Annotated in this window: 28 protein-coding genes; 18 read left to right on the top strand and 10 right to left on the bottom strand. The window is 64.4% G+C overall.

Annotation, left to right across the window (positions count from 1 at the left end):
• The first annotated feature begins 6 nt into the window (after nucleotides 1–6).
• The gene (kynU, locus tag AABA86_RS11825) at nucleotides 7–1209 is read left to right on the top strand and encodes a kynureninase (protein ID WP_338306851.1); all 1203 of its coding nucleotides are present in this window, start codon (nucleotides 7–9) and stop codon (nucleotides 1207–1209) included.
• Between the two features lie 178 nt (nucleotides 1210–1387).
• Here the strand turns inward: kynU and AABA86_RS11820 are convergent, their stop codons facing one another.
• Entirely contained in the window at nucleotides 1388–2167 is a 780-nt protein-coding gene (locus AABA86_RS11820; protein ID WP_212245250.1) for a cobalamin-binding protein, read from the bottom strand.
• Between the two features lie 117 nt (nucleotides 2168–2284).
• Here AABA86_RS11820 and AABA86_RS11815 point away from each other — a divergent pair, with 117 nt between their 5' ends.
• Both AABA86_RS11815 and AABA86_RS11810 read left to right on the top strand, forming a co-directional pair.
• Nucleotides 2285–2683 carry a PaaI family thioesterase gene (locus tag AABA86_RS11815; RefSeq protein WP_338306849.1) on the top strand — a complete coding sequence of 133 codons (399 nt, stop codon included), beginning with the start codon at nucleotides 2285–2287 and terminating at the stop codon, nucleotides 2681–2683.
• Nucleotides 2684–2835: 152 nt separating this feature from the next.
• Entirely contained in the window at nucleotides 2836–3441 is a 606-nt protein-coding gene (locus AABA86_RS11810; protein WP_338306848.1) for a GNAT family N-acetyltransferase, read from the top strand.
• Nucleotides 3442–3522: 81 nt separating this feature from the next.
• Here the strand turns inward: AABA86_RS11810 and AABA86_RS11805 are convergent, their stop codons facing one another.
• The 4 genes from AABA86_RS11805 to AABA86_RS11790 form a co-directional block, all read right to left on the bottom strand.
• Nucleotides 3523–3828 (bottom strand): hypothetical protein, encoded by a 306-nt coding sequence (locus AABA86_RS11805; RefSeq protein ID WP_338306846.1) that lies wholly within the window; start codon nucleotides 3826–3828, stop codon nucleotides 3523–3525.
• 95 nt (nucleotides 3829–3923) lie between these two features.
• Entirely contained in the window at nucleotides 3924–4610 is a 687-nt protein-coding gene (locus tag AABA86_RS11800) for a DUF2161 domain-containing phosphodiesterase (RefSeq protein ID WP_338306844.1), read from the bottom strand.
• A 114-nt stretch (nucleotides 4611–4724) separates the two neighbouring features.
• The gene (locus tag AABA86_RS11795) at nucleotides 4725–5405 is read right to left on the bottom strand and encodes an SDR family oxidoreductase (RefSeq protein WP_338306843.1); all 681 of its coding nucleotides are present in this window, start codon (nucleotides 5403–5405) and stop codon (nucleotides 4725–4727) included.
• Nucleotides 5406–5428: 23 nt separating this feature from the next.
• Nucleotides 5429–6172 carry a tyrosine-protein phosphatase gene (locus AABA86_RS11790; RefSeq protein ID WP_338306841.1) on the bottom strand — a complete coding sequence of 248 codons (744 nt, stop codon included), beginning with the start codon at nucleotides 6170–6172 and terminating at the stop codon, nucleotides 5429–5431.
• A gap of 72 nt (nucleotides 6173–6244) precedes the next feature.
• Here AABA86_RS11790 and AABA86_RS11785 point away from each other — a divergent pair, with 72 nt between their 5' ends.
• The gene (locus AABA86_RS11785) at nucleotides 6245–6556 is read left to right on the top strand and encodes an MliC family protein (RefSeq protein WP_338306840.1); all 312 of its coding nucleotides are present in this window, start codon (nucleotides 6245–6247) and stop codon (nucleotides 6554–6556) included.
• Nucleotides 6557–6669: 113 nt separating this feature from the next.
• Here the strand turns inward: AABA86_RS11785 and AABA86_RS11780 are convergent, their stop codons facing one another.
• Nucleotides 6670–6873 carry a DUF2735 domain-containing protein gene (locus tag AABA86_RS11780; protein WP_018317483.1) on the bottom strand — a complete coding sequence of 68 codons (204 nt, stop codon included), beginning with the start codon at nucleotides 6871–6873 and terminating at the stop codon, nucleotides 6670–6672.
• A 540-nt stretch (nucleotides 6874–7413) separates the two neighbouring features.
• Between AABA86_RS11780 and AABA86_RS11775 the strand changes: the two genes are divergently transcribed.
• The 6 genes from AABA86_RS11775 to AABA86_RS11750 all read left to right on the top strand — a co-directional run bounded on the left by AABA86_RS11775 (nucleotide 7414) and on the right by AABA86_RS11750 (nucleotide 12086).
• The gene (locus AABA86_RS11775; protein ID WP_028144944.1) at nucleotides 7414–8448 is read left to right on the top strand and encodes a glutamine synthetase beta-grasp domain-containing protein; all 1035 of its coding nucleotides are present in this window, start codon (nucleotides 7414–7416) and stop codon (nucleotides 8446–8448) included.
• A gap of 197 nt (nucleotides 8449–8645) precedes the next feature.
• A complete protein-coding gene (locus AABA86_RS11770) occupies nucleotides 8646–9347 on the top strand; it encodes a GrlR family regulatory protein (RefSeq protein WP_338307186.1) in 702 nt (233 codons plus the stop codon).
• A gap of 18 nt (nucleotides 9348–9365) precedes the next feature.
• Nucleotides 9366–10049 carry a substrate-binding domain-containing protein gene (locus AABA86_RS11765; protein ID WP_338306839.1) on the top strand — a complete coding sequence of 228 codons (684 nt, stop codon included), beginning with the start codon at nucleotides 9366–9368 and terminating at the stop codon, nucleotides 10047–10049.
• A 32-nt stretch (nucleotides 10050–10081) separates the two neighbouring features.
• On the top strand, nucleotides 10082–10903 hold the full coding sequence (locus tag AABA86_RS11760) for a tetratricopeptide repeat protein (protein WP_338306838.1): 822 nt from the start codon (nucleotides 10082–10084) through the stop codon (nucleotides 10901–10903).
• A 71-nt stretch (nucleotides 10904–10974) separates the two neighbouring features.
• Nucleotides 10975–11124 (top strand): hypothetical protein, encoded by a 150-nt coding sequence (locus AABA86_RS11755; protein ID WP_338306837.1) that lies wholly within the window; start codon nucleotides 10975–10977, stop codon nucleotides 11122–11124.
• Between the two features lie 257 nt (nucleotides 11125–11381).
• Nucleotides 11382–12086, top strand: coding sequence for a GrlR family regulatory protein (locus AABA86_RS11750; protein WP_338306835.1), 705 nt, complete (start codon nucleotides 11382–11384; stop codon nucleotides 12084–12086).
• A 158-nt stretch (nucleotides 12087–12244) separates the two neighbouring features.
• Here the strand turns inward: AABA86_RS11750 and AABA86_RS11745 are convergent, their stop codons facing one another.
• Nucleotides 12245–12661, bottom strand: coding sequence for an SRPBCC family protein (locus AABA86_RS11745; protein WP_338306834.1), 417 nt, complete (start codon nucleotides 12659–12661; stop codon nucleotides 12245–12247).
• Between the two features lie 339 nt (nucleotides 12662–13000).
• Here AABA86_RS11745 and AABA86_RS11740 point away from each other — a divergent pair, with 339 nt between their 5' ends.
• A complete protein-coding gene (locus AABA86_RS11740; protein WP_212244576.1) occupies nucleotides 13001–13267 on the top strand; it encodes a hypothetical protein in 267 nt (88 codons plus the stop codon).
• A 237-nt stretch (nucleotides 13268–13504) separates the two neighbouring features.
• Nucleotides 13505–15127 carry an ABC-F family ATP-binding cassette domain-containing protein gene (locus AABA86_RS11735; RefSeq protein WP_338306833.1) on the top strand — a complete coding sequence of 541 codons (1623 nt, stop codon included), beginning with the start codon at nucleotides 13505–13507 and terminating at the stop codon, nucleotides 15125–15127.
• Between the two features lie 166 nt (nucleotides 15128–15293).
• Here AABA86_RS11735 and AABA86_RS11730 read toward each other — a convergent pair whose 3' ends face one another.
• Nucleotides 15294–15827, bottom strand: coding sequence for an REP-associated tyrosine transposase (locus tag AABA86_RS11730; protein WP_338306832.1), 534 nt, complete (start codon nucleotides 15825–15827; stop codon nucleotides 15294–15296).
• 132 nt (nucleotides 15828–15959) lie between these two features.
• On the opposite strand from AABA86_RS11730, the gene AABA86_RS11725 reads away from it, so the two are divergent.
• Nucleotides 15960–16835, top strand: coding sequence for an MBL fold metallo-hydrolase (locus AABA86_RS11725; RefSeq protein ID WP_338306831.1), 876 nt, complete (start codon nucleotides 15960–15962; stop codon nucleotides 16833–16835).
• Nucleotides 16836–17018: 183 nt separating this feature from the next.
• Here the strand turns inward: AABA86_RS11725 and AABA86_RS11720 are convergent, their stop codons facing one another.
• Complete coding sequence (locus tag AABA86_RS11720; RefSeq protein WP_212244568.1) at nucleotides 17019–17267, bottom strand: hypothetical protein; 249 nt, start codon at nucleotides 17265–17267, stop codon at nucleotides 17019–17021.
• Nucleotides 17268–17471: 204 nt separating this feature from the next.
• Here AABA86_RS11720 and AABA86_RS11715 point away from each other — a divergent pair, with 204 nt between their 5' ends.
• Complete coding sequence (locus AABA86_RS11715) at nucleotides 17472–17936, top strand: cupin domain-containing protein (RefSeq protein WP_212244566.1); 465 nt, start codon at nucleotides 17472–17474, stop codon at nucleotides 17934–17936.
• Nucleotides 17937–18044: 108 nt separating this feature from the next.
• Here AABA86_RS11715 and AABA86_RS11710 read toward each other — a convergent pair whose 3' ends face one another.
• Nucleotides 18045–19007, bottom strand: coding sequence for an alpha/beta hydrolase (locus AABA86_RS11710; protein WP_338306829.1), 963 nt, complete (start codon nucleotides 19005–19007; stop codon nucleotides 18045–18047).
• Between the two features lie 108 nt (nucleotides 19008–19115).
• Here AABA86_RS11710 and AABA86_RS11705 point away from each other — a divergent pair, with 108 nt between their 5' ends.
• The 4 genes from AABA86_RS11705 to AABA86_RS11690 all read left to right on the top strand — a co-directional run bounded on the left by AABA86_RS11705 (nucleotide 19116) and on the right by AABA86_RS11690 (nucleotide 23018).
• Nucleotides 19116–19793, top strand: a complete 678-nt coding sequence (locus AABA86_RS11705; RefSeq protein WP_338306828.1) for a nitroreductase — start codon at nucleotides 19116–19118, stop codon at nucleotides 19791–19793.
• 201 nt (nucleotides 19794–19994) lie between these two features.
• The gene (locus AABA86_RS11700) at nucleotides 19995–22010 is read left to right on the top strand and encodes an FIST N-terminal domain-containing protein (RefSeq protein WP_338306826.1); all 2016 of its coding nucleotides are present in this window, start codon (nucleotides 19995–19997) and stop codon (nucleotides 22008–22010) included.
• Between the two features lie 123 nt (nucleotides 22011–22133).
• The gene (locus AABA86_RS11695) at nucleotides 22134–22337 is read left to right on the top strand and encodes a hypothetical protein (RefSeq protein ID WP_018322924.1); all 204 of its coding nucleotides are present in this window, start codon (nucleotides 22134–22136) and stop codon (nucleotides 22335–22337) included.
• Between the two features lie 90 nt (nucleotides 22338–22427).
• Nucleotides 22428–23018, top strand: coding sequence for an NADPH-dependent FMN reductase (locus AABA86_RS11690; RefSeq protein WP_212244559.1), 591 nt, complete (start codon nucleotides 22428–22430; stop codon nucleotides 23016–23018).

Below are 23018 nucleotides of genomic sequence, written 5' to 3'. Positions count from 1 at the left end.
ATATCCATGACAAGATATCGCGTCTATGACGACACCAAAGCCCTGTTCCATCTGCCTGAAGGCGTGATCTATCTCGACGGCAATTCGCTCGGCGCGCTGCCGCTGGGCGTGGCCGAGCGCGTCAACCGCGTCATCACGACCGAGTGGGGCAATGAGCTGATCCGCGCCTGGAACAGCGCGGGCTGGTACGCGCAGCCGCGCCATGTCGGCGATCGCATCGCCCGGCTGATCGGCGCGGAAGCCGGCTCGGTGATGGTGGGTGATACGCTGTCGCTCAAGGTCTATCAGGCCCTTGCCGCCGCGCTCGACATGAACGCGCCCCGCAAGGTCGTCCTGTCGGACACCGGCAATTTCCCAACCGACCTCTACATGGCCGAAGGCCTGATCGCGACGCTCGGACGCGGCCATCAATTGCGTCTGGTGGCGCCGGAAGAGATCGAAGCCGCATTGTCGGAAAAGATCGCCGTCCTCTACATCACCGAGATCGACTATCGCACCGGTCGCCGCCACGACATGGCGAAGCTCACCGCAATGGCACATGCGCTCGGCATCGTCACGGTCTGGGATCTCGCGCATTCCGCCGGCGCGATGCCGGTCGATCTCGCCGGGAGCGGCGCCGATTTCGCGGCGGGGTGCACCTACAAATATCTCAACGCCGGCCCCGGGGCACCGGCCTTCCTCTACGTCGCGCCGCGCCACGCCGACAGCGCGCGCGCTGCGCTGTCGGGGTGGATGGGGCATGCAAAGCCATTTGCGTTCGAGCTTGGTTATGCGGCCGCCGGCGGTGTCGAACGCATGCGCGTCGGCACACCGCCGGTGCTGGCAATGGCGGCGCTGGAGGCCTCGCTCGACATCTGGGACCGCGTCGATATGGCAGAGGTCCGTACGCGTTCGTTGGCGCTCGGCGACTTGCTGATCGCCGAAGTCGAACGCCGCTGTCCGACTCTGAAGCTGGTGACCCCGCGCGCGCATGACCGCCGCGGCTCACAGGTCTCCTTCGCCTTCGACGGCGGCTACGCCGCGATGCAGGCCCTGATCGCGCGCGGCGTCATCGGCGATTTCCGCGCGCCTGACATCATGCGGTTCGGGATGACGCCGTTGTACATTGGCGAGAGCGAGATCGTGCAGGCGGCGGAGATCATCGAGGAGGTGATCGCGGGCGAGGTCTGGCGGCGGCCGGAATATCAGGTGGTGAATGTGGTGACGTGAGGGAAGCCGTGCCCCGGACGCAGCGCGGCGCGCCGCACTTGCGGCGTGATGCGCTGCAGAGCCGGGGTCCGTTCCGCACCGTGCTCCGTCGCGAGACGGGTCCCGGCTCTGCGCAGCAACGCAGGGGCGTTGCAGCGCGTCCGGGACATGAGAGTGTCGGTGGCCGCGCTATTTGTGCTCATCCCCACAGCGCCGTCACGATCGTATCCAGCCCGTCCGTCAGCGCCGCCGGTCCCGGTTGCAGAATGATCGGCGATTTGATCTCGATGATGCGGTTGTCGCGGACGGCCGGGATGTCGCTCCAGCCATCGCGCGCGCAGATGCGGCCAGGGACGACCTTCTTGCCGCACCATGATGCGAGAATGACATCGGGCGCCGCCTCACGCACGGCCTCCGCCGCAACGATGCGATCCTTCGCCGCTTGCTGATGTCGCAGCTCCGGAAAGATGTCCGTTCCGCCGGCGATCTCGATCAACTCCGACACCCAGCCGATGCCCGAGATCAACGGATCGTCCCATTCCTCGAAGTAAACTCTCGGCCGCGGCGAGGGGCGGGGTGATGCGGCGATCCCCGCCAGGCGCAGTTCCATACCTTGCGCGAGTTCCTCCGCGCGTTGGGGCGCGCCGACCAGCGCACCGAGCGTGCGGATCATCGCCAAAATCCCGGCGACGTCGCGCTGGTTGAAGACGTGGACATTGACGCCGGCACGCACGAGGTCGGCGACGATGCCAGCCTGGAGATCGGAGAAGGCCAGCACAAGGTCCGGTTCCAGCGCCAGGATCTTTGGAATGTCCGCGGAGACGAACGCCGAGACCCGCGGCTTCTCCCGCCGCACCTGGGGCGGGCGGACGGCGTAGCCGGACACGCCGACGATGCGGTCCTGCTCGCCGAGCATGTACAGCGTTTCGACGGTCTCTTCGGTCAGGCAGACGATGCGGCGGGGCGGGAAGTGGCGCATGGCGTTCCATATGCGCAAATGCCGCGGCGATGTCACGGCGGCCATGACCTCTGACGTCATTGTTTTGCCGCCCGAAGCAATTCACGCTGGGACAACAATCGATTGGGAGGACTTTTGATGACGCCGCTCGAGAAACTTAAAGCGATGAAGATGCCGTTCGCCGAGCTCAAGGGCGTCGAGTTCGTCGAGGCAGGGAAGGACCGCGTGGTCGCGCGCATGATGGTCCGTCCCGATCTCTGCACGCTTCACCACACCATCCATGGCGGCGCGGTGATGGCGCTGGCGGATTCCGTCGGCGCGGCCGCGACCGTGATCAACCTGCCTGAGGATGCCAAGGGCACGACCACGCTAGAGAGCAAGACCAATTTCATCGGCGGGGCGAGGGAGGGAATCATGGTCATCGCCATCGCGACCCCGGTCCATCGGGGCCGGCGGACCCAGGTCTGGACCACCCGGCTGGAGACCGAGGACGGCAAGCTGGTCGCCGTCGTCACCCAGACCCAGCTTATCCTGTAAGACTACGGAGCGTTGATTTTATTAACGAATTGGTCGTCTCCCGTGCCTCTAAGTTGGGCAGGTCCTCGTCTTGCAAAAGATGCTGCGATGCACAATATAGGGGGCCTAGGGATTCGAACGCCTCCTCGAGGGACACCAAGAGGAGTTTTGACGTGGTACTTGAAGAGACCGTCCGCACCGCTCCAGGCTATGTGCGGACCTTGATCCAGCAGGAAGAATTGCCGCTCCTGCGCGATCATCTGCTGAGGCTCGATGCCGGAAGTCGGCACGACCGTTTCAACGGCTTTCTCGACGACTCATTCATCGAGCGTTACGCCGCCCGCTGCGCCGAGGACGGCACCGTGATCGTCGCCTATATCGTCGACGGCGTGGTCCGTGGTGCAGCAGAGCTGCATCCGCCGGAAGGTGAGGCCTTGCCTGAAGTCGCCTTCAGCGTGGAAGCCTCCGCGCGGCGTCAGGGTGTCGGCACCGTGCTGTTCCGCCGCCTGATCGCGGAGGCGCGCTGGAAAGGCTACAAGCGCCTGCGCGTCACAACGGGCGCCGAGAATCACGCGATGCGGGCCCTCGCCAGGAAGTTCGGGGCGCATCTGGCCTTCCGTCATGGCGAATCGACCGGCACGATCGATCTCGCCAGGACGCCCGAGGCGGAACTCGCCGATCTTGCGGCTTCGCCCTTCACGGCCGGGCGCGCGCTGCTCAGCCTCAATTCGACCTGCTGGAAGATCATCTCCAGCATGTACGACAGTCGGGCCGCCTGACCTCAAATAGCGAACTGAATCAAAAAGCGGACCGGCATGGCCGGTCCGCCTTCGTTATTCTGGATCGCGCGAAATGAACGCTCAGGTGCCGGTGCGCTTGTCGTTGCCGAAACGGCGGACGACCCGGCGTTCGACCACGACGGAGCGCCGTGCGCCCTGTTCGCCGGCGATCACGCGGGTCGCGGTAATGCGGCTGTTGGTGCGGGCCTGCTTCTTTACCTCGGCCTGCACGACATCGAGCGGCATCCCCATCAAGGCTGCGGCGATCTCGGCCTGCTGCTCGTGATCATCGGTGATGCCGACGGCGGCGAAGATCGCCTCGTCCAGGGTGGGCGGATCATGGCGGACCCGCCGCGTGCCATATTTGGTATTCCAGTCTGCGCTCATAACGGCCTCGTATTGATGCCGGGATACCTAGTGCCCCAAATGTTGCATTGCAATATGAAATTGGTGTGGCATCTCAGCTATGCACCGGTCGGATGTCATGGCGGTGACGCGACACCGGCCTCGATCTCAACCCGTTGTTGTGGCCAGCGCTTCAGGGCGGCATGTCCGGCCTCGGTGAGCCCGTAGATTCCCCGGTCTGCCCGTTCGAACCAGCCATACACATTGTGAAGCAAGATCTTGCCGGCGTCAGGGCAGCGCTCGCGCAATTCGCGCACGGGCCGCGGCCCGTCGGTGAGCGCCGAGGCGCAGGCCAGAGCCTGCTGCCGATAGGCCGTCATGATCGGCGCGCGGGTGCTGCCGCCGAGCACTGGATCGCCCTGGCGGCGCTGGTGTTCGGCGACGAGGCGCGACCGCACCTTGGGCTCGCGGCGCGGCGCCGCCGTCGGCGGCTTCACCAGCACCTCGACCTGGCCGCGATCGGTCACGCCGAGCATGCCGAAGCCCAGGCGGCGGCAGAGATTGCGATAGCGCGCATCGCTCTCGCGTCCCTTGCCCCGGATCGACATTTTGGCCGCAATCCAGACCTCGTCGCCGGCCGGCGCGCGGTCGACCGCCTGGAGGATCAGCTCGAGATTGAAGGCGAGCTTGAGCTCGCCAATCACCACCACGGGCGGATCGCCGGCGCTGAGGCCCACGAGATCGCAGCCGCCGATCTCGCCCTTCACGGTGAAGCCGAGCTCTTCGAGGAAGCGTTTGACGGGGAGGTAAAGCGCGGTTTCCAAAGAACGTGTCCGAAGCTTGCGTTTCGATCGGAGAATCAGTTGCGGGCAGTCTAGAGCCTTCTGTGCTCCGATTGAATCAGAGCTGCCGAGCAGGACCATCCGAACACAACGCGTTTAAACCCGTCCACCGACCGGGATCAGTGCGCCGGTGATGCCGCTGGCCGCGTCGCTGGCGAGGAACAGGATGACCTCGGCGAGTTCCTGCGGCGTTACCCATTTGGAGAAGTCCGCCTTCGGCATGTCGGCGCGGTTGGCGGCGGTGTCGATGATCGACGGCAGCACCGCGTTCACGGTGACCTTGCCCTTCCACTCGCTGGCCAGCGCGTCGGTGAGGCGATGCACGCCCGCTTTCGACGCCGCATAGGGCCCCATGCCGGAGCCCGCCTGGAGCGCGCCCATGGCGCCGATATTGACGATGCGGCCGGCCCTGGACGCTGCGAGATGCGGCAGTGCTGCGCGCGAGGCGTTGAGCGCGGTCAGGACGTTCAGCGCATACATGCGCTGCCAGGTCTTGATGTCGCCATCGCCCACGGTTTCGAAGGCGAAGCCGCCGGCGATGTTGATCAATGCATCAAGCCGGCCGAAGTGATTGGCCGCCGCATCAACCGCCGCCTTCGCCTGGGTCGCGTCGGACAGATCGACGCCGCCGATCTCGATGCTTTCGGGCGTTGTTGAACCCTGTGATGGCGCGTGGTCGATGCTTGCCACGCGCGCGCCGCGCGACCGTGCGATCTCGGCAACCACCTTGCCGAGCGCGCCGTGTGCGCCTGTCACGATCAGGACCTTGTCTTGCATCATCGTTCTCCTGGCACGGCTGCCTATGATTGCAGATAGCGCGCCTGCAGCGCGGCTCGCTCCGCCGTGCCGAGCTTGAGGGCATCGCGCAGATAGGTTTCGAGATCGCCATATTCCTGGCCGACGGCCTCGAAAGCCGCAGCAAGGTACGAGGCTTCGACGCTGCCGATGGCATCGCGTACGTCCTCCGGCAGGTCGAAGGCGGCCGTCGCATCGCGCTTGTAATGCCGGTTGGTGAGCAGGTAGTCCTCGGCAATGATCTCATCGGGGACGCCGAGCGCATGCAGGATCAGCGCGCTGGCGAAGCCGGTGCGGTCCTTGCCCGCGGTGCAGTGGATCACCAGCGGCGCGCGATCTTCGAGGAGATGGCCGAACAGGTTGCGAAAGCTGTTCGTGTGGTGGCGAACGTAGTTGCGATAGGATTCGCGCATGAGCTCCAGGGCGACCGGTGCAGTCAGCGTGCCGCTTGCGAGTTCGGTCCGCAGCGCAGCCACGACGCTCGGCTCGATCGGCAGCGAATGCACCGTGATCTCGCTGACAACGCAGACGCCGGCCGCGCGCTCCTCAACCCCACGGAAATCGAAAGCGCTCCGCACCCCGAGCGCCCTGACGATCTCGATATCGGCGGCGGTGAGCTGGCCGAGATGGTTGGAGCGGAAGATGTGCCGCCAGCGCGTGGTGCGGCCGTCGGTGGTCGGGTAGCCGCCGAGATCGCGGAAATTGCTGGCGCCTTGGAGGGCGAGGTGACGGGCAGGGGAATCTGACATGGGATCAGCTTGGGTTATGGTTCCATTGGGCGCACGAGGGGGCGTCCTTGAAGGCTATTACAGGGGGCGATCATGGGCCGGCACAAGGCCATTCTTTTGACGACCGCCATGCTGGCGGCTGGAATGACCAGTGCACGGCAGACCGAAGCGCAGACGTTCCAGACCTATCGCTGCGCCGATGGTACGCAGTTCATTGCTGGGTTCTATGACGACGACAAGCGCGCCTTTCTTCAGATCGACGGCGAGCCGGTCACGCTGGCGAGGCGGCTGACGGTCGCCGGGAAACGCTATTCCGGGGCGGGTATCACGCTGACCATCGGCAAGACCGGGGGCACCACGGTCAAGCATCTGAAGCGGCCGGTGACGGCCTGCGCGGCGATCTGAACGGCATGGTTCACGCGAGAATCAAAAAGGGCCGAAACATCGCTGTTTCGACCCTTTTCGAACTGCCGCCAGGCGCCTGCGAGAGCGCGGTGGTTTCAAACCAGACTTAGGCATCAGCGATCCCATTTCGGCTTGGCATCGTCGACCGCCTCCTGGTGGTACCAGCTGTCGCTGCAGATCGAGACATTCGCGGGAAGCGAAGCATGATCGGCAGGAAGGCGGGTTTCGCCATAGCGGCGTCCCGCGAGAGCCGCGCGGCCCCCGACCGGGAATTGGTAGATCGTTGCCGATCCGTGACTCAGACCATTGTTCATCATTACGATTTCTCCTTGGTCGAAGCGCCTTGGCCTCCATGGTGCGCCCGACTCGTTCGATTGTGGTTACTGGAATCCCCATATCGGCCGCGCATCCCGAAATGCAAAGTGCTGAAAACGAAATCAGTTGCCGCTCAATTTGTAGGCAGGTGGCCTGCTGCATCCCCTAAGGCACGGTGCGGGTGACCAACGACTGGGCCATTCCAAAGGTTGCTAGGCAGGGGTGCGAAGCTTTACGAAAATTGCCGGACGTTGATGCGCGTTTCATCGGCAACCTCCGACACTGGCCGGCCTGCTTCAGAATCGGGCGTTTTTCGCGGGATTTTTGCGGTGCAGCTACACGCAAAGGTGCGCGGCTATGACGCATGACGAGGTCGACATCACCTCGACACCGGGCAGGGGACAGCCGCGGTGGAGAACCTCCCGCGCTGCGGCCTTTTGGCACGTTAAATGCTTGTAAAGGGCCGGCCGATGATGGCCGGGTACAAAACGTTCGGGGGCCGCCAGGCCCCCAACCTTTCGCATCATCTACAGAGAGGCTCAATGACCAAGTATAAGCTCGAGTACATCTGGCTCGACGGATATACGCCGACTCCGAACCTGCGCGGCAAAACTCAGATCAAGGAATTCGCGTCGTTCCCGACGCTCGAGCAGCTTCCGCTCTGGGGCTTCGATGGCTCCTCCACCCAGCAGGCCGAAGGCCACAGCTCCGACTGCGTGCTGAAGCCGGTCGCCGTCTTCCCGGACGCCGCGCGCACCAACGGCGTGCTCGTGATGTGCGAAGTCATGATGCCCGATGGCAAGACCCCGCACGCCTCCAACAAGCGCGCTACCATTCTCGACGACGCCGGCGCCTGGTTCGGCTTCGAGCAGGAGTACTTCTTCTACAAGGACGGCCGTCCGCTCGGCTTCCCGACCGCTGGTTATCCGGCGCCGCAGGGTCCGTACTACACCGGCGTCGGCTACTCGAACGTCGGCGACGTCGCCCGCAAGATCGTCGAAGAGCATCTCGACCTTTGCCTCGCCGCCGGCATCAACCATGAAGGCATCAACGCGGAAGTCGCGAAGGGTCAGTGGGAATTCCAGATCTTCGGCAAGGGCTCCAAGACCGCCGCTGACCAGATGTGGATGGCCCGCTATCTGATGCTGCGCCTCACCGAGAAGTACGGCATCGACATCGAATTCCACTGCAAGCCGCTCGGCGACACCGACTGGAACGGCTCCGGCATGCACGCCAACTTCTCGACCGAGTATATGCGCAACGTCGGCGGCAAGGAGTATTTCGAGGCGCTGATGGCCGCCTTCGACAAGAACCTGATGGACCACATCGCCGTCTACGGCCCGGACAACGACAAGCGTCTGACCGGCAAGCACGAGACCGCGCCGTGGAACAAGTTCAGCTACGGCGTTGCCGACCGCGGCGCTTCGATCCGCGTGCCGCACTCCTTCGTCAACAATGGCTACAAGGGCTATCTGGAAGACCGCCGTCCGAACTCGCAGGGCGACCCATACCAGATCGCTTCGCAGATCCTGAAGACGATCGCCTCCGTGCCGGCCGACAAGAAGGCCGCAGCCTAAGATCCTCCCGGCCCGGGCTGGGGGCTGGCCCGGGTTGGCTTTCAATCCGCCGGAGCTGCAAGGCTCCGGCGGATTTTTAGCATCTTGATGACAGCCATTCCCGTGACGCAGCAGGGCTACGTCGCGCGAAACCTGTCCATCTCCGCCCAAAGCGGGATAGAGTGCCCGCAGGATGCGCGCAGGGCCGGGGACGGCTGGTGTTTGAAGGCTTCTACAAGGTGAAATTTCAGCTCGGCGACGCCGTCGGCCGGAGCGTGATGCATGCCGGCAACGGCAAGATGCTCGGCGGCAATTCGGCCTTCGCCCATATCGGCTCCTACGAGAAGACCGACAGCGGCGTCGACGTCGTGATCAGCACCGTCCGCCACAACCCCGATCCGAACTACCGCGCCATGGCGGGCACCGATGATGCGACCTTGCTCGCCAAGGGCTGGGCGGATGGCGACTTCTATCGCTTCAAGGGCGAGCTGAAGGAGCTGCCCGGCATTCCCTTCCAGTCGGTGATGACGCCGATCACGGAAGACGAGGTGCCGATCGCCGGTGGCGTCGGCGAAGCCGGCATCGCCGACGGTCTCTATTCCATCCATCTGCGCATGCTCGACGGTCTCGACGGCGGCCTCACCGGCGTGATGCTGCTCAACAGGGGCCGCATCCTCGGCGGCGATGCGTCGTTCTACTATCTCGGCAGCTACACCGCCGCGAACGGCCGCTGGAAGGGCCAGATCCTCAACCAGGAGCACACGCCGGCCAAGGACGACCCGATCTTCGGCGGCCACGAGGTCGGCATCGGCTTCTCCGGCAGCTACGATGCCGAGCAGGCGGTGCTGGAGGCGACCGCGCTTGCCGGCAAGCGCAGCCTGCGCCTGACCGCCGCGCTCAAGCTGATGCATCGCGCCTGATCGCGACGGGAATTGCATATGGACAGAATTCGCATGCTCTCCACGCTCGGCCTGATGGGCGCGATGCGCAGCCTGTCGTCCACGTACGAAGCCGCAACCGGTGTCGGCATCGACGCCGAGTTCGCGCCGACCCTCGCTTTGCTGAAGCGCCTGCGCGACGGCGAGGCCGCCGATCTCGTGATCCTCACGCGCGAGGGGCTGGACGAGATGATCGCGGAGGGGCGCGTGCTCTCAGAGAGCGCCGCCGATCTGGCGCGCTCCTATGTCGGCATGGCCGTGCGAGCAGGGCAGGCGCATCCCGCTATCGGAAATGAAGCCGCACTGCGCAGGGCGCTGCTCGCAGCGCGGTCCATCGCGTATTCGCGGCTGGGCGCGAGTGGCGTCTACTTCGCGCAGCTGATCGTGCGGATGGGGATCGCGGCCGAGATCAACGCCAAGGCCACGATCGTCGAGCAGGGCTTTACGGCCGAGCGGCTCGTCAGCGGCGAGGCCGACCTCGCCGTGCAGCAGATCAGCGAGCTGAAGCAGGTCGGCGGCATCGAGGTCGTCGGACCGATCCCGCACGAGCTGCAGACACCGGCGGTGTTCTCCGCCGGCCGCATGGCAGGGGCGACGCATGCCGCCGCCGCGGACCGGCTGCTGCGTTATCTGGCATCGCCCGAGGTCGTCCCTGTCCTGCGCCAATCGGGACTCGAGCCTTGAATTTGCCGGGGCGGGGACGCAACGTGACGACCATGCGGATTTCTCTCCTTGCCATCCTGCTCGCGCTCGCGGCGCCCGTGGCCGCGCATGCGCAATCGGCCGATCTCGTATTGTGCGACCGGGTGGCGGCCGATCCCAGCGATCCCGACAAGCCGGCCGACGTGAGGGGCGTCGCCGAGATCGCGACCTCCGACGTCGCGACGGCGATCAGGTTCTGCAAGCAGGCCGCGCCGTCCTCGCGCCGTGCGATGTTCGCGCTTGGCCGCGCCTACGCGGCCAATCGGCAGACGGCGGAGGCGATCGCCGCCTGGCGCAAGGCCGCCGACAAGGGATCGAGCGCGGCGATGGTCGAGCTCGGTGTTGCCTATGGCACCGGCTCCGGCATCGCCAAGGACGAGGCGCAGGCGCGAAGACTGTTCGAGAAGGCGGCGCAATCAGGCAACCCCCGCGGCGTCAGCAACCTCGCTGCGCTCGGCGGCGCAGGTGGCGCCGCGCCGGCCGATCCCGCGCAGGCGCGCGCGCTGCTCGGCAAGGCTGCCGAGACCAATGCGGAGGCGCAGTACCAGCTCGGCCTGATGCTTTCCGAAGGCACGGGCGGTGCGAAGGACGACGTCGCGGCGCGTGCGCTGTTCGAGAAAGCGGCGGCGCAAAATCATCCCGGCGCGCTGGAGCGGATGGGGGCCTTCGCACAGGAAGGCCGCGGCGGCGCAAAGGACAAGGACGCCGCGAAGACCTATTACGAGCGCGCGGCCGCACTCGGCGACGAGGACGCCAAGAAAGCGCTGGAGCGGCTGCGCTGTCCCTATGCGATCAAGGACAAGCAGGGCAAGCTCGTCACCACGCTGTGCTTCTGAACAGAGCTGGGACATGACGGAACCTGGCTCGCGCATGCGCCGTTGATGCCCAGTCACAACGGAGCGCGATCATGATCCGTAAACTGGCGTCGGGCGAATACCGCCTCTATTCACGCAAAGTAAATCCCAAGACCGGCAAGCGTCGCAACCTTGGCACCTTCAAGAGCCGTGCGGTGGCCGAGAAGCACGAGCGCGAGGTGCAGTATTTCAAGCGTCACTGAAGCGGGATGCAGTCCGCCGGAGCAAAAATGTTGAAAACAACCCCATGCACAGTAAGCGGGCACTGAAATCACTGCGAAATCCCGGCCTGCTGATTTTGCGAAATTCGATTTGACCCGTCGGGCAGAACAGGGGTATGGTGACATCATGGCAACCGAGGGTTTCGGGCAGGGCCCTGCGCGAAAAAGCCGGATGGAATCGGTGCAGCAGCGGTGCTAGGTAGCCAACGATTCTTTTCCGATTTTGCGGGTTCATTGCGTTGTTGGACGGGCTCTACAAGGTTGAATACGGCGTCAACGATGCGTTCGGGCGCAGCATCATGTGCCTGCATGACGGCAAGATGCTGGGCGGCAATTCGGCCTTCGCGCATCTTGGCAGCTATGTAGAGCGCGACGGCGAGATCATCGCCGAGGTCATCACCGAGCGGCACAACGAGGATCCCCATTACAAGCCGCTGATGGGCGCCGACGTCGCCAGGATCGGCGCACGCGGGCGGTTGACCGGCAATCAGATTCGTCTTCAGGGCGGCGCGGATACCATGCCGGGCGCCGGTTTCTGGGCCAATCTGACCAGGCTCGACGATGGAGCGCTGCCACCACGCGGCACGATCGGGCAGGGCGGCATCGCCAACGGGCTCTACGGGATGGCTCTGCGCGCGCTCGACGGTGTCGATGCAGGGCTCTCCGGCGTGATGCTGCTGATCGACGGCCGTATCCTCGGCGGCGATGCGTTCTTCTACTATCTCGGCTCCTACTCCTCGGCGGACGGCCGCTGGAAGGGCGAGATGCTGAACCAGGAGCACACGCCGGCCAAAGGCGAGAACCCCGTGTTCGGCGGCTATGAGGTTGGGATCGGCTTCTCCGGGACCTGCAACGAGGATAGCGGCGAACTCGAAGGCATCGCGCTGGCGGGCAAGCGCAGCCTGCGGCTGGCGGCTTCGCTCAGGTTGATGCGAAGGGCTTAGGACCTGTGCTCGCGAGGGCAGATGTCCGTTGCTGAGCTGAAGCAGCCCCACGCGTCGGCCCGGCGATGTCAACAAGTAAGTGACCCAAGTGAGACATTGGCGCTCTACTGCGTAACGGTTTACCCGTCGGGACCGCCATCTCCTGCCCACACATGACGTCACGACTTGTTCTGTTTTGCCTCGACATATCGCGCGAAGCTGTCGAGGATAGCCTGCCAACCGCCTTGCTGCTGCTCGACCGAGTGGGTCGGTTCGCTGTCGAAGGCGACGCGGACGACAACGCCCTTTGGGCCAGGCACGAACTCGACTTCCGCCTTTCGATCGCCGAACGCGTATTCGATCCGCTCGTGTTCAACGATCTTCGTATAGGTGCCGGCGAAGTCGAAGCCCATGCTGCCGTCCTTGGCCTCCATGCGCGACGAGAACGCGCCGCCGTCACGCAGGTCGACCGTAGCCCTGGTCGTATGCCAGTCGTCGGACGCGGCGTTCCACTTCACGATGTCGGCAGGTGTCGTATAGGCACGCCACACCTGATCGACAGGGGCTGCTACGTTGGTCTCGACGGTAATTCTCATGGGCATTGCTCCAGGTTCATTTTGACGGCTCGAGGTGACGGCATCACTTCACGTGAGCGGGTCCATACGCGGCCCTTCCGAGAAGCGTCCACCGGAGGACGATCGAAGCCAGCCCATGCCGACATGGTCGCGCCGTTAATGCGTGAAAAAAACGAAAGGGTGTCATCGGGAACGCCTCTGGGCATCCGCTAGCGACCGCGATCAGATCTACGGCCACAATCTATGGCGAGTTCGGTCCAGGCGCCGAAGGCGAAAATCACTGCCTGAAGCGATATCGACGCGTTGAGGAACGGCCTCTGGCGCAGCTTGTTGTTCCGGGAGCAGCCAGGAGGCGTGACCATGGAACGCATCAGCAAGGGCCAGATCCTCCTGCTTGCCGTCTTGGCGATGATCCTGATCTTGACTGGCGTCTGGGCCGTGTCGGTATGGAATGCCAGCAGCGGGGTCGAGATCGGCAGGCACGGCTGGATCGCGCTAGGCCTTGGCACATTTTTCTCGTTGCTGATCGGATGCGGACTGATGGTGCTGATGTTCTTCAGCAGCCGCAGCGGCCACGATGACAGGGCCGATCCCTTCCGGAGCAAGCAAGACAAATCGGCCGAGTGACGTTCGAGGTCGCATCTGGCCCTCAGCCAATTCGTTGCGGCGAACCGATCATGTCGCCTCCAAACTCAAACGAGATGGCAATGACGCGGACGGTCGGGGTTAGTTTGCCCCAAGCTGCGGGGTGAAACGACCGAATTGGCGCCCGCGCGGGCAGGAATCCGTACCCCGCCGGGCTTCCCCTCGCGCCCCGCATGCCCTAATGACGCTGCAACGCAAAATCCCCCCAAAAAAAGCCCCATGATCCGCCTCGACAACGTCAGCAAGCAAGCCGGCCACCAGATCCTGTTCATTGAAGCCTCCGCCGCCCTCAACAAGGGCGAGAAGATCGGCCTGGTCGGGCCGAACGGCGCCGGCAAGACCACGCTCTTCCGGATGATCGCCGGCGAGGAACTGCCCGACGAGGGGCAGGTTTCGACCGATCGCGGCATCACCATCGGCTATTTCAACCAGGACGTCGGCGAGATGTCTGGCCGCAGCGCCGTGGCCGAGGTGATGGACGGCGCGGGTCCTGTCAGCGAGGTCGCGGCCGAGCTGCGCGAGCTCGAGGCCGCCATGGCCGACCCTGACAAGGCCGACCAGATGGACGAGATCATCACCCGCTATGGCGAGGTGCAGCACCGTTTCGAGGAGCTCGACGGCTACGCGCTCGACGGCCGCGCGCGCGAAGCGCTGTCCGGGCTCGGATTCAGCCAGGAGATGATGGAGGGCGACGTCGGAAAACTCTCCGGCGGCTGGAAGATGCGCGTGGCGCTGGCACGTATTCTCTTGATGCGGCCCGACGTCATGCTGCTCGACGAGCCGAGCAACCATCTCGACCTCGAAAGCCTGATCTGGCTGGAAAAATTCCTGCACGACTACGAAGGCACGCTGCTGATGACCTCGCATGACCGGGAGTTCATCAACCGCGTGATCTCCAAGGTGATCGAGATCGATAGCGGCTCGCTCACCACCTATACCGGCGATTACGAATTCTACGAGCAGCAGCGGGCGCAGAACGAGAAGCAGCAGCAGGCGCAGTTCGAGCGCCAGCAGGCCATGCTCGCCAAGGAGATCAAGTTCATCGAGCGTTTCAAGGCGCGCGCCTCTCATGCCGCCCAGGTGCAGAGCCGGGTGAAGAAGCTCGACAAGATCGAGCGGGTCGAGCCGCCGCGCCGCCGCCAGAGCGTGGCGTTCGATTTTCCGCCGGCGCCGCGCTCGGGCGAGGACGTCGTGGCGCTCAAGAACGTGCACAAGGGCTACGGTGCCAAGCGGATCTATGACGGGCTCGATTTCATGATCCGGCGCAGGGAGCGCTGGTGCGTGATGGGCGTCAACGGTGCCGGCAAGTCGACGCTGCTCAAGCTCGTTGCGGGCGCGAGCGAGCCGGACCTGGGCACGGTGGCGGTCGGCGGCAGCGTCAAGATGGGCTATTTCGCCCAGCACGCCATGGACCTGCTCGACGGCGAGCAGACGGTGTTTCAGTCGCTCGAATACGCGTTTCCGACCGCGGGGCAGGGAAGCTTGCGCGCGCTCGCCGGCTGCTTCGGCTTCTCCGGCGACGACGTCGAGAAGCGCTGCCGCGTGCTGTCAGGCGGCGAGAAGGCGCGGCTGGTGATGGCCAAGATGCTGTTCGACCCGCCGAACTTCCTCGTGCTGGACGAGCCGACCAACCATCTCGACCTCGCCACCAAGGAAATGCTGATCACGGCGCTGGCGGATTTCGAGGGCACCATGCTGTTCGTCTCGCATGACCGGCATTTTCTGGCGACGCTGTCGAACCGGGTGCTGGAGCTGACGCCGGAAGGCATCCATCAGTTCGGCGGCGGCTACACCGAATATGTCGCGCGCACGGGGCAGGAAGCGCCGGGGTTGCGGTCGTAGTTTGGGTTGGTAGCCCGGATGGAGCGCAGCGTAATCCGGGTTTTGCTCCGCACGGGCAGTCGCGCGATGCGATCGGTCCGTCCCGGATTGCGCTCCGCTCCATCCGGGCTACAAGGCTCGTCAGCGGAATTCGTAGCCGGGATGGAGCGCAAGCGTAATCCGGGATTCAATCTCCGCGTTCTCCGAAGTTGCCGTTGATCTCGCCGAGGCCTCCCCAATCGGCGGGTAGCAGACCGGCGCGGACGTAGCGATGGAGCGACGAATGCGGCCAGTCAATCGGCGATGCGACAAGGCCGTGCTTGACGGGGTTGAAATGGATATAGTTGGCGCAGCGTTCGAAATCCGCGTCGTCGCGGATGGTGTGCTCCCAAAATCGTCTTTGCCACAATGCGAATTCGCCGCGACGGTTGCGGGAGATGGCGGCACCTGAAACAGCCAGCTGATGCGTGAACGAGCTCTTGATCCGCCGCCATCGACCGGAAAAATCAGCGTCATTATCCGGTAGCGTCATGATGACGTGCAGATGATCGGGGAGGACCACGATCGCATCGATCGTGAATGGCCTTTCGTTGCGAGCTGCCCAAAATGCCGCACGAAGTTTGTCTACGTGATCGGCCAGCGCGGATGATCTCCGATCGTTCAGCGTCGCCGTGAAAAAGAAAGTTCCGCCAGGAATAAGATTGCGACGATAGCGAACCATGCGAGGCCTGTCCCGGATTACGCTTCGCTCCATCCGGGCTACAACCAAATCGCGAGACTGGCAAGAAGCTCGCTTGCTTGCGAGCGATGGCCGCTCTCATTACGCTCCTGCAAAAAAGGGAGTGAAACGGCGATGCAGCAACTCCGGATCGGAGACATCACCATCGACGCCGTGATCGAGCGGGAAGGGCCGTGGCGGCGGCCGCAGGATTTCTTCCCGGGCTATGACGAGGGCGTGTTCGCCCGTCATCTGCCGACGATGGAGCCGGAGGTCTTTGACGCCGCACGCGGCATGATGGTGATCACCTACCAGACTTTTGTGGTGCGCACGCCGCGTTATACGATCCTCGTGGACACCTGCACCGGGGAGGACAAGGGTCATCCGCCGCCGTTCGATTTTCCCGGCAAGGAGCGCTGGCCCAACGAGCTGTTCGCGCTCGGCATCGGTTTCGAGCAGATCGACTACGTGTTCTGCACGCATCTGCATATCGACCATACCGGCTGGAACACGACCTTGCGCGACGGCCGCTGGGTGCCGACGTTCCCGAATGCGAAATACGTCTTTCACAAGGGTGAGTATGCGGCCTGGGAGGCCGAGCACGCCAAGGGCAGCAATCCGCCCGGCACGGTGTTTCGCGACAATTGCCTGCCGATCGTCGCGGCCGGGCAGGCGCTATTGGTCGACGACGACTACGCGCTCGACGACACCGTCACCTTGACGCCGACGCTGGGGCATTCGCCCTGCCATTGCTGCGTGAACATTCTTTCGAAGGGCCAGCGCGCGGTGGTCGCGGGCGACCTCATGCATCACCAGATCCAGTGCCGCGAGCCTGACTGGTCGGCCAAGCCGGATTGGGACCCGAAGCAGTCGGCGCTCTCGCGGCGAAAATTCTTTGCGTCTGTGGCAGACACGGACACGCTGATCCTGCCGATCCACTTTCCGGCGCCGACGGTGGGGTTGATCAAGCCGCTGGACGGGGCGTTTGACTATAAGTTCAAGCGGGACTAAGGGCGGCGAACTAAGTACCGAGGTTCGTGTCCCGGACGCAGTGCGGCACGCAGTGACGCGCTGCTGAGCCGGGATCCATCTTTCCGACGATGCGTGGAGGCGTGGGCCCCGGCTCTGCAGCGCATCGCTGAAGAGCGCTGCGCTGCGTCCGGGGCACGAGAGGGCCCAAATCCGCAGCGCGCCTTACGCGCCGACTTCGCACTTCTTCATAAAGCTGTTCTTGGCGGCGCCGGCGAGCGGCTTGCCGTCGGCGCTGACGGCCTTGGGCGTGCAGGCGTCGGCCTTGCACTTCTTCAGGAACGAGGTCTTGGCTGCGCCGGCGAGCGCCTTGCCGTCCTTGCCGACCGCCTTGCTCTCACAGGTGTCGTCCGCGAAGGCTGAACCTGCTGCAAAGGTGGCAACGATCGCAGCCAGGAAAATCCGCTTCATCATGGGTGTCTCCGTAAACCAGAAATGGCGGAGAGATTGGAGCCGGGAATCGTGGCGCAATCAAGCTGGTTGAAGGCCTGCCGTCCGGCCCGGCTGGCGATTTTTTCGAGCGGGACGTTGGCCAGGCTCGCTTTCTGTTGCGCTGCTCGCTGACCGCGCCGGCCAATGCTGCTAGGCTTGGCCAGCTTAGCCGGACGGAGCATCGTGATGGACGCCGTGATCCCGAAACGCCAGGAAGCCGCCGATCAGCATTCGCATCTGGTTCGGCCTCACGACATGGATTGGCAGACGACGCGCTTTCCCGGCTGCGAGGCCAAGACGCTGCTGTTCGATCGCCGCACCGGCCTGATGACCGCCTTGATGCGATTTGCGCCGGGATCGGTGCTGCCCGATCACGAGCATGTCGGCATCGAGCAGAGCTGGGTGATCGAAGGCGCGCTCGTCGACAAGGAAGGGCCGGCCAAGGGCATCGCCTGCAAGGCCGGTGAATTCATCTGGCGCGAGGCGGGCAGCCGGCATGCCGCCTGGTGTCCGGACGGCGCCCTGATCCTGGCGATCTTCCAGGTGCCGAACAAGTTCTTCGAAGCCGACGGCCGCGTGGTCGACGCCGCCGGTCAGGACTGGGACGAAACCTGGGGGCACACCGCGGCGCAGCGGATGCCGCGCGCCTAAAGCGCGATGCGATCAGGATGAATCGTCATCGCGCTTTAGGTTGTTGTTTAAGCATGATCTCTTCGGAAAACCGCTGCGCACTTTTCCGGATCATGCTTTAGCACCTCCTCACGCGCCCCGCGCGAGCAGGGCCTTGAAGTCCGCGCGGGCGCGCTGCGCTTCGGCGCGCGCGACCTCGGAGGCATCGCCGAGACCAAAATAGCCATGGATCAGGCCGGGGCCCTCATGGTGCTTGACGCGCACGCCGGCAGCCTCCAGCGCCCGCGCATAGGCAGCGCCTTCGTCGCGCAAGGGATCGAACCAGGCGGTGGTCACGATCGCAGGCGCGAGGCCGGCCAGAGAAGCGGCCCGCAGCGGCGAGACGCGCCAGTCAAGGGCGTGGTTGGCATCGGCGAGATAATGGCTGCAAAACCATTCCATGGTGGCACGCGTCAGGAAGTAGCCATCGGCATTCTCGGCGCGTGAGGGATAGCGCGCGTTCTCGCCCGCATCGGCGTAGGCGCCAAGGACGTCGGTCACGGGATAGACCAGCAATTGCCCGGCAAGCTTGATGCCGGCATCGCGGCAGGCAATCGCGGTGGCGGCGGCGAGATTGCCGCCGGCGCTATCGCCGGCAACGCCAAAACGCCGGGCATCGCCGCCAAATTCCGCGACGCGGTTGAAGATGTCAGTTACGGCCGCGAAGGCGTCCTCGAAGGCGCCGGGAAAACGCGTCTCGGGCGGACGGCGATAATCGACCGAGATGACGACGGCGCCGGTCTCGATCGCGAGGTTGCGCGCCTGCCGGTCGTGGGTCTCGATGTCGCCCGCAACCCAGCCGCCGCCGTGGAAGAACACCACGGTCGGCGCGGGCGCGGTGCCGACCCGATAGAGGCGGGCAGGAAGCGGGCCGGCGCCGCCCTTCACTTTGATATCCTGCACGGTCTCGACCGGCGGCGGCGGAATGGCGGCGCGGGAGGCAGCCAGTGCGCGCAAGGAATCGCGCGCGCTCTGTGGCGTCATCGCGGCGGGATCGCGCAGCGGCAGCAGCGGAATGATCTGGGCGATGACGGGATCGAGCGGTGCGGGCATTGTTCCTCACAGGGTTCTTGGTCTTGCTTGCGGGTCAGCATAGATTTTGCGCGCCGCATCGGCAACCGGTGGTCAAGGCCGGACGAACGGGCAGGGGAGGTTCACGAGGTGGAATTCGAAACGCTGGTCCAGTCGCGCCGCAGCGTGCGCGGCTTCAGGAACGAGCCGGTGCCGCGCACGGTGATCGAGGCGATCATCGAGAGCGCCAAGCGTGCGCCGTCGTCGATGAACACCCAACCCTGGCATGTCCATGTGCTCACCGGCAGCCCGCTCGAGGAGGTCCGCCGCCGCAACATGGACGAGATGATCGGCGGGGCCACGGTCAAGCGCGACATCATCAGCCACGGCGAGTACCAGGGCGTGCACCGGACGCGGCAGGTCGATATCGCCAAGAAGCTGTTCGGCGCGATGGGAATCGCGCGCGACGACAGGCCGATGCGGCAGGACTGGGTGCTGCGCGGCTTCCGCCAATTCGATGCGCCGGTCTCGCTGGTCCTGACCTACGACCGCGTGCTGGATCCCGGCGCGGTCTGCCATTTCGATCTCGGTGCGCTCTGCTACGGCATCGTGCTCGCAGCGTGGGACCGCGGTCTCGGCTCTGTCATCAACGGGCAGGGCATCATGCGCTCCGACATCGTGCGCGAGGTCGCTGATATTCCGGAGGACGAGGTGATCATGACCTGCGTCGCGATGGGTTATCCCGACGACGACTTTGCCGCGAACGCGGTGCGCTCGGATCGCGAGGCGAATGACGACTTCGTGCGCTTCGTCGGCTTCGCCGATTGAGGCCGCGCGAGGATTTGATCCAGATCAAACGCGCCGATGCGATCGGTATCATGAGCCCGCACGCGCGTGCGATGCCGTAGTCCTACGGTGCCAATCTGCTGCACAAACGCAGTCGCGCGGCGCGTTTCATAACCGGATGGCAATTTCGAATCCGTAGTTCACTCCTTTGAGACGCTGCTCGCGTCGAACAAGGATATTGCCATGCTCTCGTTCTTTTCCCAGGCAAGTCATAAGCAAGCATCGCCATCGATCGTTCCGGACATTCATGATGAGACGCCGGCGTCCCGCGAGCCTTGCGCGATTCGGGTGCTGGAGAGCGACGACCGCCTGCAGAACATTTCCGAGGGCGACTTCGTCGTCGCGGGCACGCGCGCGCCGCTCGCTCTCGCGTTCATCTCACCGCATTGCGACTTCGCGCGCGTGGTGTCGTCGCTGCAGAGGCTGGCGGGCTCGACGCCGGTGATCGCGATGTCGACCGCCGGCGAATTGTGCTCGGCGGGCAACTCCCTTTACAAGGCGACGGGCGCGAGCTGGTCGTCGGTCGTCGTGCAGGTCTTCCCAGCGGATCTGTTTCAATCGATCAGCATTCATAGCGTTCGCCTCCACAACGAGGACATCCGCAAGGGCGAGCCGTCCAAGGCGCATGATGCGCGCATCGAGGCGATCGCCCGGGAGCTCGGAACGATCCGGACGCCCTTCGTGATAGACGTACGCGACACCATCGCCTTCGCGCTCGTGGACGGCGTCTCCGCGTCGGAGAACTATTTCATGGAGGCCGTGTACCGGAGCGGCAAGTTTCCGTGCGCCTTCGTCGGAGGCTCCGCCGGCGGCAAGCTCGACTTCAAGAACACCTATCTCTACGACGGCAGGCAGATCGTCGAAAACCATGCCCTCATCGTCTTCATGAAGCTGGCGCCGGGCCGGGCCTACAGCATCTTCAAGACCCAGAACTTCAAGAAGACCGGAAAATCCTTCGTCGTCATGGGGGCCGATCCGGATCGGCGCACCGCGTCGGGCGTCCTGGAGGGGAGCGAGATCAAGCCCTTCGCTTCTGCGGTGGCGAAGGCCATGAACACGACGCCGGCGAACCTGATGTCGATGATGACGAAGCACTCCTTCGGCATCGAGGTCGGCGGCGACCTGTTCGTGCGCTCGGTCGCCGGCATCGATGCCGACAGCGGCGTCGTCTCCTTCTTCTGCGACGTCAATTCGGGCGACAGGCTCGAATTGCTGGAAGCCACCGATTTCGTCGACCAGACGCGGCGCGACCTCGAATCCTTCCTGCGCGGCAAGCCGCCGGCGATCGGCGCGATCCTGAACGACTGCATCCTGCGCCGCCTCAACAACGAGGGCCAGCTCCGCAACATGAGCGGAATGTGGCCGATGCCGGTCGCGGGATTTTCGACCTTCGGCGAGCTGTTCGGAATCAACATCAACCAGACCCTGACTGCGATCGTGTTCTTCGATGTTAGGGAGAAGCCGCTGAACGATCCCTTCATCGAGCTGTTCCCGGTCCACTACGCGCATTTCGTCGAGTATTTCACGCGCACCAATCTCAACCGCATGGTCCTGCTGAACCGGATCAAGGACGGTATCGTCCATCGCCTGACGGAATATCTGAGCGCCAGCGCCACGCTGAGCGGCAAGGTCGAGGGCGCCCTGCAGCAGACGGCGTCGATCAACGCGATCGTGGAGGAGATCCGCTCGGTCATCATGGCGAGCGCGCAATCGGCGGCGAAGGCGACCGACACCACGGCATTGTCGCAGGAGTTCGCCGGCCTCACTCAGGCCATGAACGGGCTGCGCGACATCCTCAAGATCATCGACACGATCGCGGGCCAGACCAACCTGCTCGCGCTCAACGCGACGATCGAGTCGGCCCGTGCCGGCGAGGCGGGACGAGGCTTCTCGGTGGTGGCGACCGAAGTGAAGAAGCTCGCGCAGGACACCAGGAGCAGCCTCACGCGCACCCACGCCTCGATCGGAGGCATGGAAACCTCGCTCGAGTCGCTTGGAGCCAATATCAACGACACCCGGGGCCAGTTAATCCAGACCCAGGAAGGCTACAACAGCATCGTGACCCAGATCGAGGACATGTTCAAGAATCTTCAGATGATCAATACGGTGCTGTCGGACCTCGAAAGCTTCGTGCGCGACCGCAACGGGGCATTGACGAGCGCGATGAACGACATCGAGACGTTGAAACGGATCGGCTAGGACGCAGAATCTGCCCCGGCGCAAAATTCGGTGACGACCATTCAGTTGGCTCTTGCAATCTCGTCGCGCTAGCAGGAACAATATGCCTCGTGAGAGGTTTGTTGCTGGCGCGAGGGAATTGACATGCGGCGGCTGGCTAGCCTGGTTCGATGGTTCTTCGGCCCGCGGCTGCGGCGCCCCATCGATGCTGATCCAAGTCTTCCTTTCACGCCCGAAGAGTTCGGCCGGCTGATTCGCAGCGGCCGGCATGAGGACATGAAGCTGCTGGCCGATGGGCTGGCCTGCCGGTCCATCCCGCACCGCGCCAGCCATCGCGCCACGCACTGAACCCGCGTGACGCTCCGACGCGCCACATACCAGGCGCCGCGACGAAGGAAACCGTTCTATGTCCCGGTTTCGTGGTAACATGCGGCCATCATGAGCAATCGCATTCTCGTCCTCTACGGTTCCTACCGTTCCGACCGCATGGGCATCCGCCTTGCGAATTTCGTCATCAATCGGCTGCGCGCGCGCGGCGACGATGTCACCTTCATCGACGCCAAGGCGATCGGCCTGCCGATGCTCGACCGCATGTACAAGGAGTATCCGACGGGATCGGCGCCTGAAGCGCTGGAGATTCTGGCCGGACAGATCCGCGGCGCCGACGGGTTCGTCTTCGTCACCGGCGAATACAATTGGGGCATCCAGCCCGGCCTGAAGAATCTCACCGACCACTTCCTCGAAGAGTGGTTCTGGCGTCCGGCCGCGATCGTGAGCTATTCGGCCGGCCGCCTGTCCGGCGCGCGCGCCGCGACGGCGTGGCACGGCACGCTCTCCGAGATGGGCATGGTGGTGGTGTCGAGCACCATCGGCGTCGGCCCGATCGCGCAGACATTGTCGGCGGACGCCGAGCCGATCGGCGAGGGCGGCAAGGCCCTGGAGCGCTCGTTCCCGCGCTTTGCGGATGATCTCTCGTGGTGGATCGAGGCAGCGAAAGCGCAGCGGGCGCGGAAAGCGCCGCCGTATTGA

Source organism: Bradyrhizobium sp. TM233 (assembly GCF_036247965.1).
GTDB classification, from domain to species: Bacteria; Pseudomonadota; Alphaproteobacteria; order Rhizobiales; family Xanthobacteraceae; genus Bradyrhizobium; species Bradyrhizobium ottawaense.
This window is presented reverse-complemented; position numbering and strand designations above follow the sequence as displayed.

Coding starts and splice junctions, on each gene's coding strand:
- AABA86_RS11715 (WP_212244566.1), top strand. CDS start 17,472: ATGGACGCCGTGATCCCGAAACGCCAGGAAGCCGCCGATCAGCATTCG.
- AABA86_RS11730 (WP_338306832.1), bottom strand. CDS start 15,827: ATGGTTCGCTATCGTCGCAATCTTATTCCTGGCGGAACTTTCTTTTTC.
- AABA86_RS11820 (WP_212245250.1), bottom strand. CDS start 2,167: ATGCGCCACTTCCCGCCCCGCCGCATCGTCTGCCTGACCGAAGAGACC.
- AABA86_RS11760 (WP_338306838.1), top strand. CDS start 10,082: ATGCGGATTTCTCTCCTTGCCATCCTGCTCGCGCTCGCGGCGCCCGTG.
- AABA86_RS11785 (WP_338306840.1), top strand. CDS start 6,245: ATGGGCCGGCACAAGGCCATTCTTTTGACGACCGCCATGCTGGCGGCT.
- AABA86_RS11690 (WP_212244559.1), top strand. CDS start 22,428: ATGAGCAATCGCATTCTCGTCCTCTACGGTTCCTACCGTTCCGACCGC.
- AABA86_RS11735 (WP_338306833.1), top strand. CDS start 13,505: ATGATCCGCCTCGACAACGTCAGCAAGCAAGCCGGCCACCAGATCCTG.
- AABA86_RS11815 (WP_338306849.1), top strand. CDS start 2,285: ATGACGCCGCTCGAGAAACTTAAAGCGATGAAGATGCCGTTCGCCGAG.
- AABA86_RS11725 (WP_338306831.1), top strand. CDS start 15,960: ATGCAGCAACTCCGGATCGGAGACATCACCATCGACGCCGTGATCGAG.
- AABA86_RS11740 (WP_212244576.1), top strand. CDS start 13,001: ATGGAACGCATCAGCAAGGGCCAGATCCTCCTGCTTGCCGTCTTGGCG.
- AABA86_RS11765 (WP_338306839.1), top strand. CDS start 9,366: ATGGACAGAATTCGCATGCTCTCCACGCTCGGCCTGATGGGCGCGATG.
- AABA86_RS11755 (WP_338306837.1), top strand. CDS start 10,975: ATGATCCGTAAACTGGCGTCGGGCGAATACCGCCTCTATTCACGCAAA.
- AABA86_RS11745 (WP_338306834.1), bottom strand. CDS start 12,661: ATGAGAATTACCGTCGAGACCAACGTAGCAGCCCCTGTCGATCAGGTG.
- AABA86_RS11710 (WP_338306829.1), bottom strand. CDS start 19,007: ATGCCCGCACCGCTCGATCCCGTCATCGCCCAGATCATTCCGCTGCTG.
- kynU (WP_338306851.1), top strand. CDS start 7: ATGACAAGATATCGCGTCTATGACGACACCAAAGCCCTGTTCCATCTG.
- AABA86_RS11795 (WP_338306843.1), bottom strand. CDS start 5,405: ATGCAAGACAAGGTCCTGATCGTGACAGGCGCACACGGCGCGCTCGGC.
- AABA86_RS11805 (WP_338306846.1), bottom strand. CDS start 3,828: ATGAGCGCAGACTGGAATACCAAATATGGCACGCGGCGGGTCCGCCAT.
- AABA86_RS11775 (WP_028144944.1), top strand. CDS start 7,414: ATGACCAAGTATAAGCTCGAGTACATCTGGCTCGACGGATATACGCCG.
- AABA86_RS11700 (WP_338306826.1), top strand. CDS start 19,995: ATGCTCTCGTTCTTTTCCCAGGCAAGTCATAAGCAAGCATCGCCATCG.
- AABA86_RS11790 (WP_338306841.1), bottom strand. CDS start 6,172: ATGTCAGATTCCCCTGCCCGTCACCTCGCCCTCCAAGGCGCCAGCAAT.
- AABA86_RS11720 (WP_212244568.1), bottom strand. CDS start 17,267: ATGATGAAGCGGATTTTCCTGGCTGCGATCGTTGCCACCTTTGCAGCA.
- AABA86_RS11695 (WP_018322924.1), top strand. CDS start 22,134: ATGCGGCGGCTGGCTAGCCTGGTTCGATGGTTCTTCGGCCCGCGGCTG.
- AABA86_RS11780 (WP_018317483.1), bottom strand. CDS start 6,873: ATGATGAACAATGGTCTGAGTCACGGATCGGCAACGATCTACCAATTC.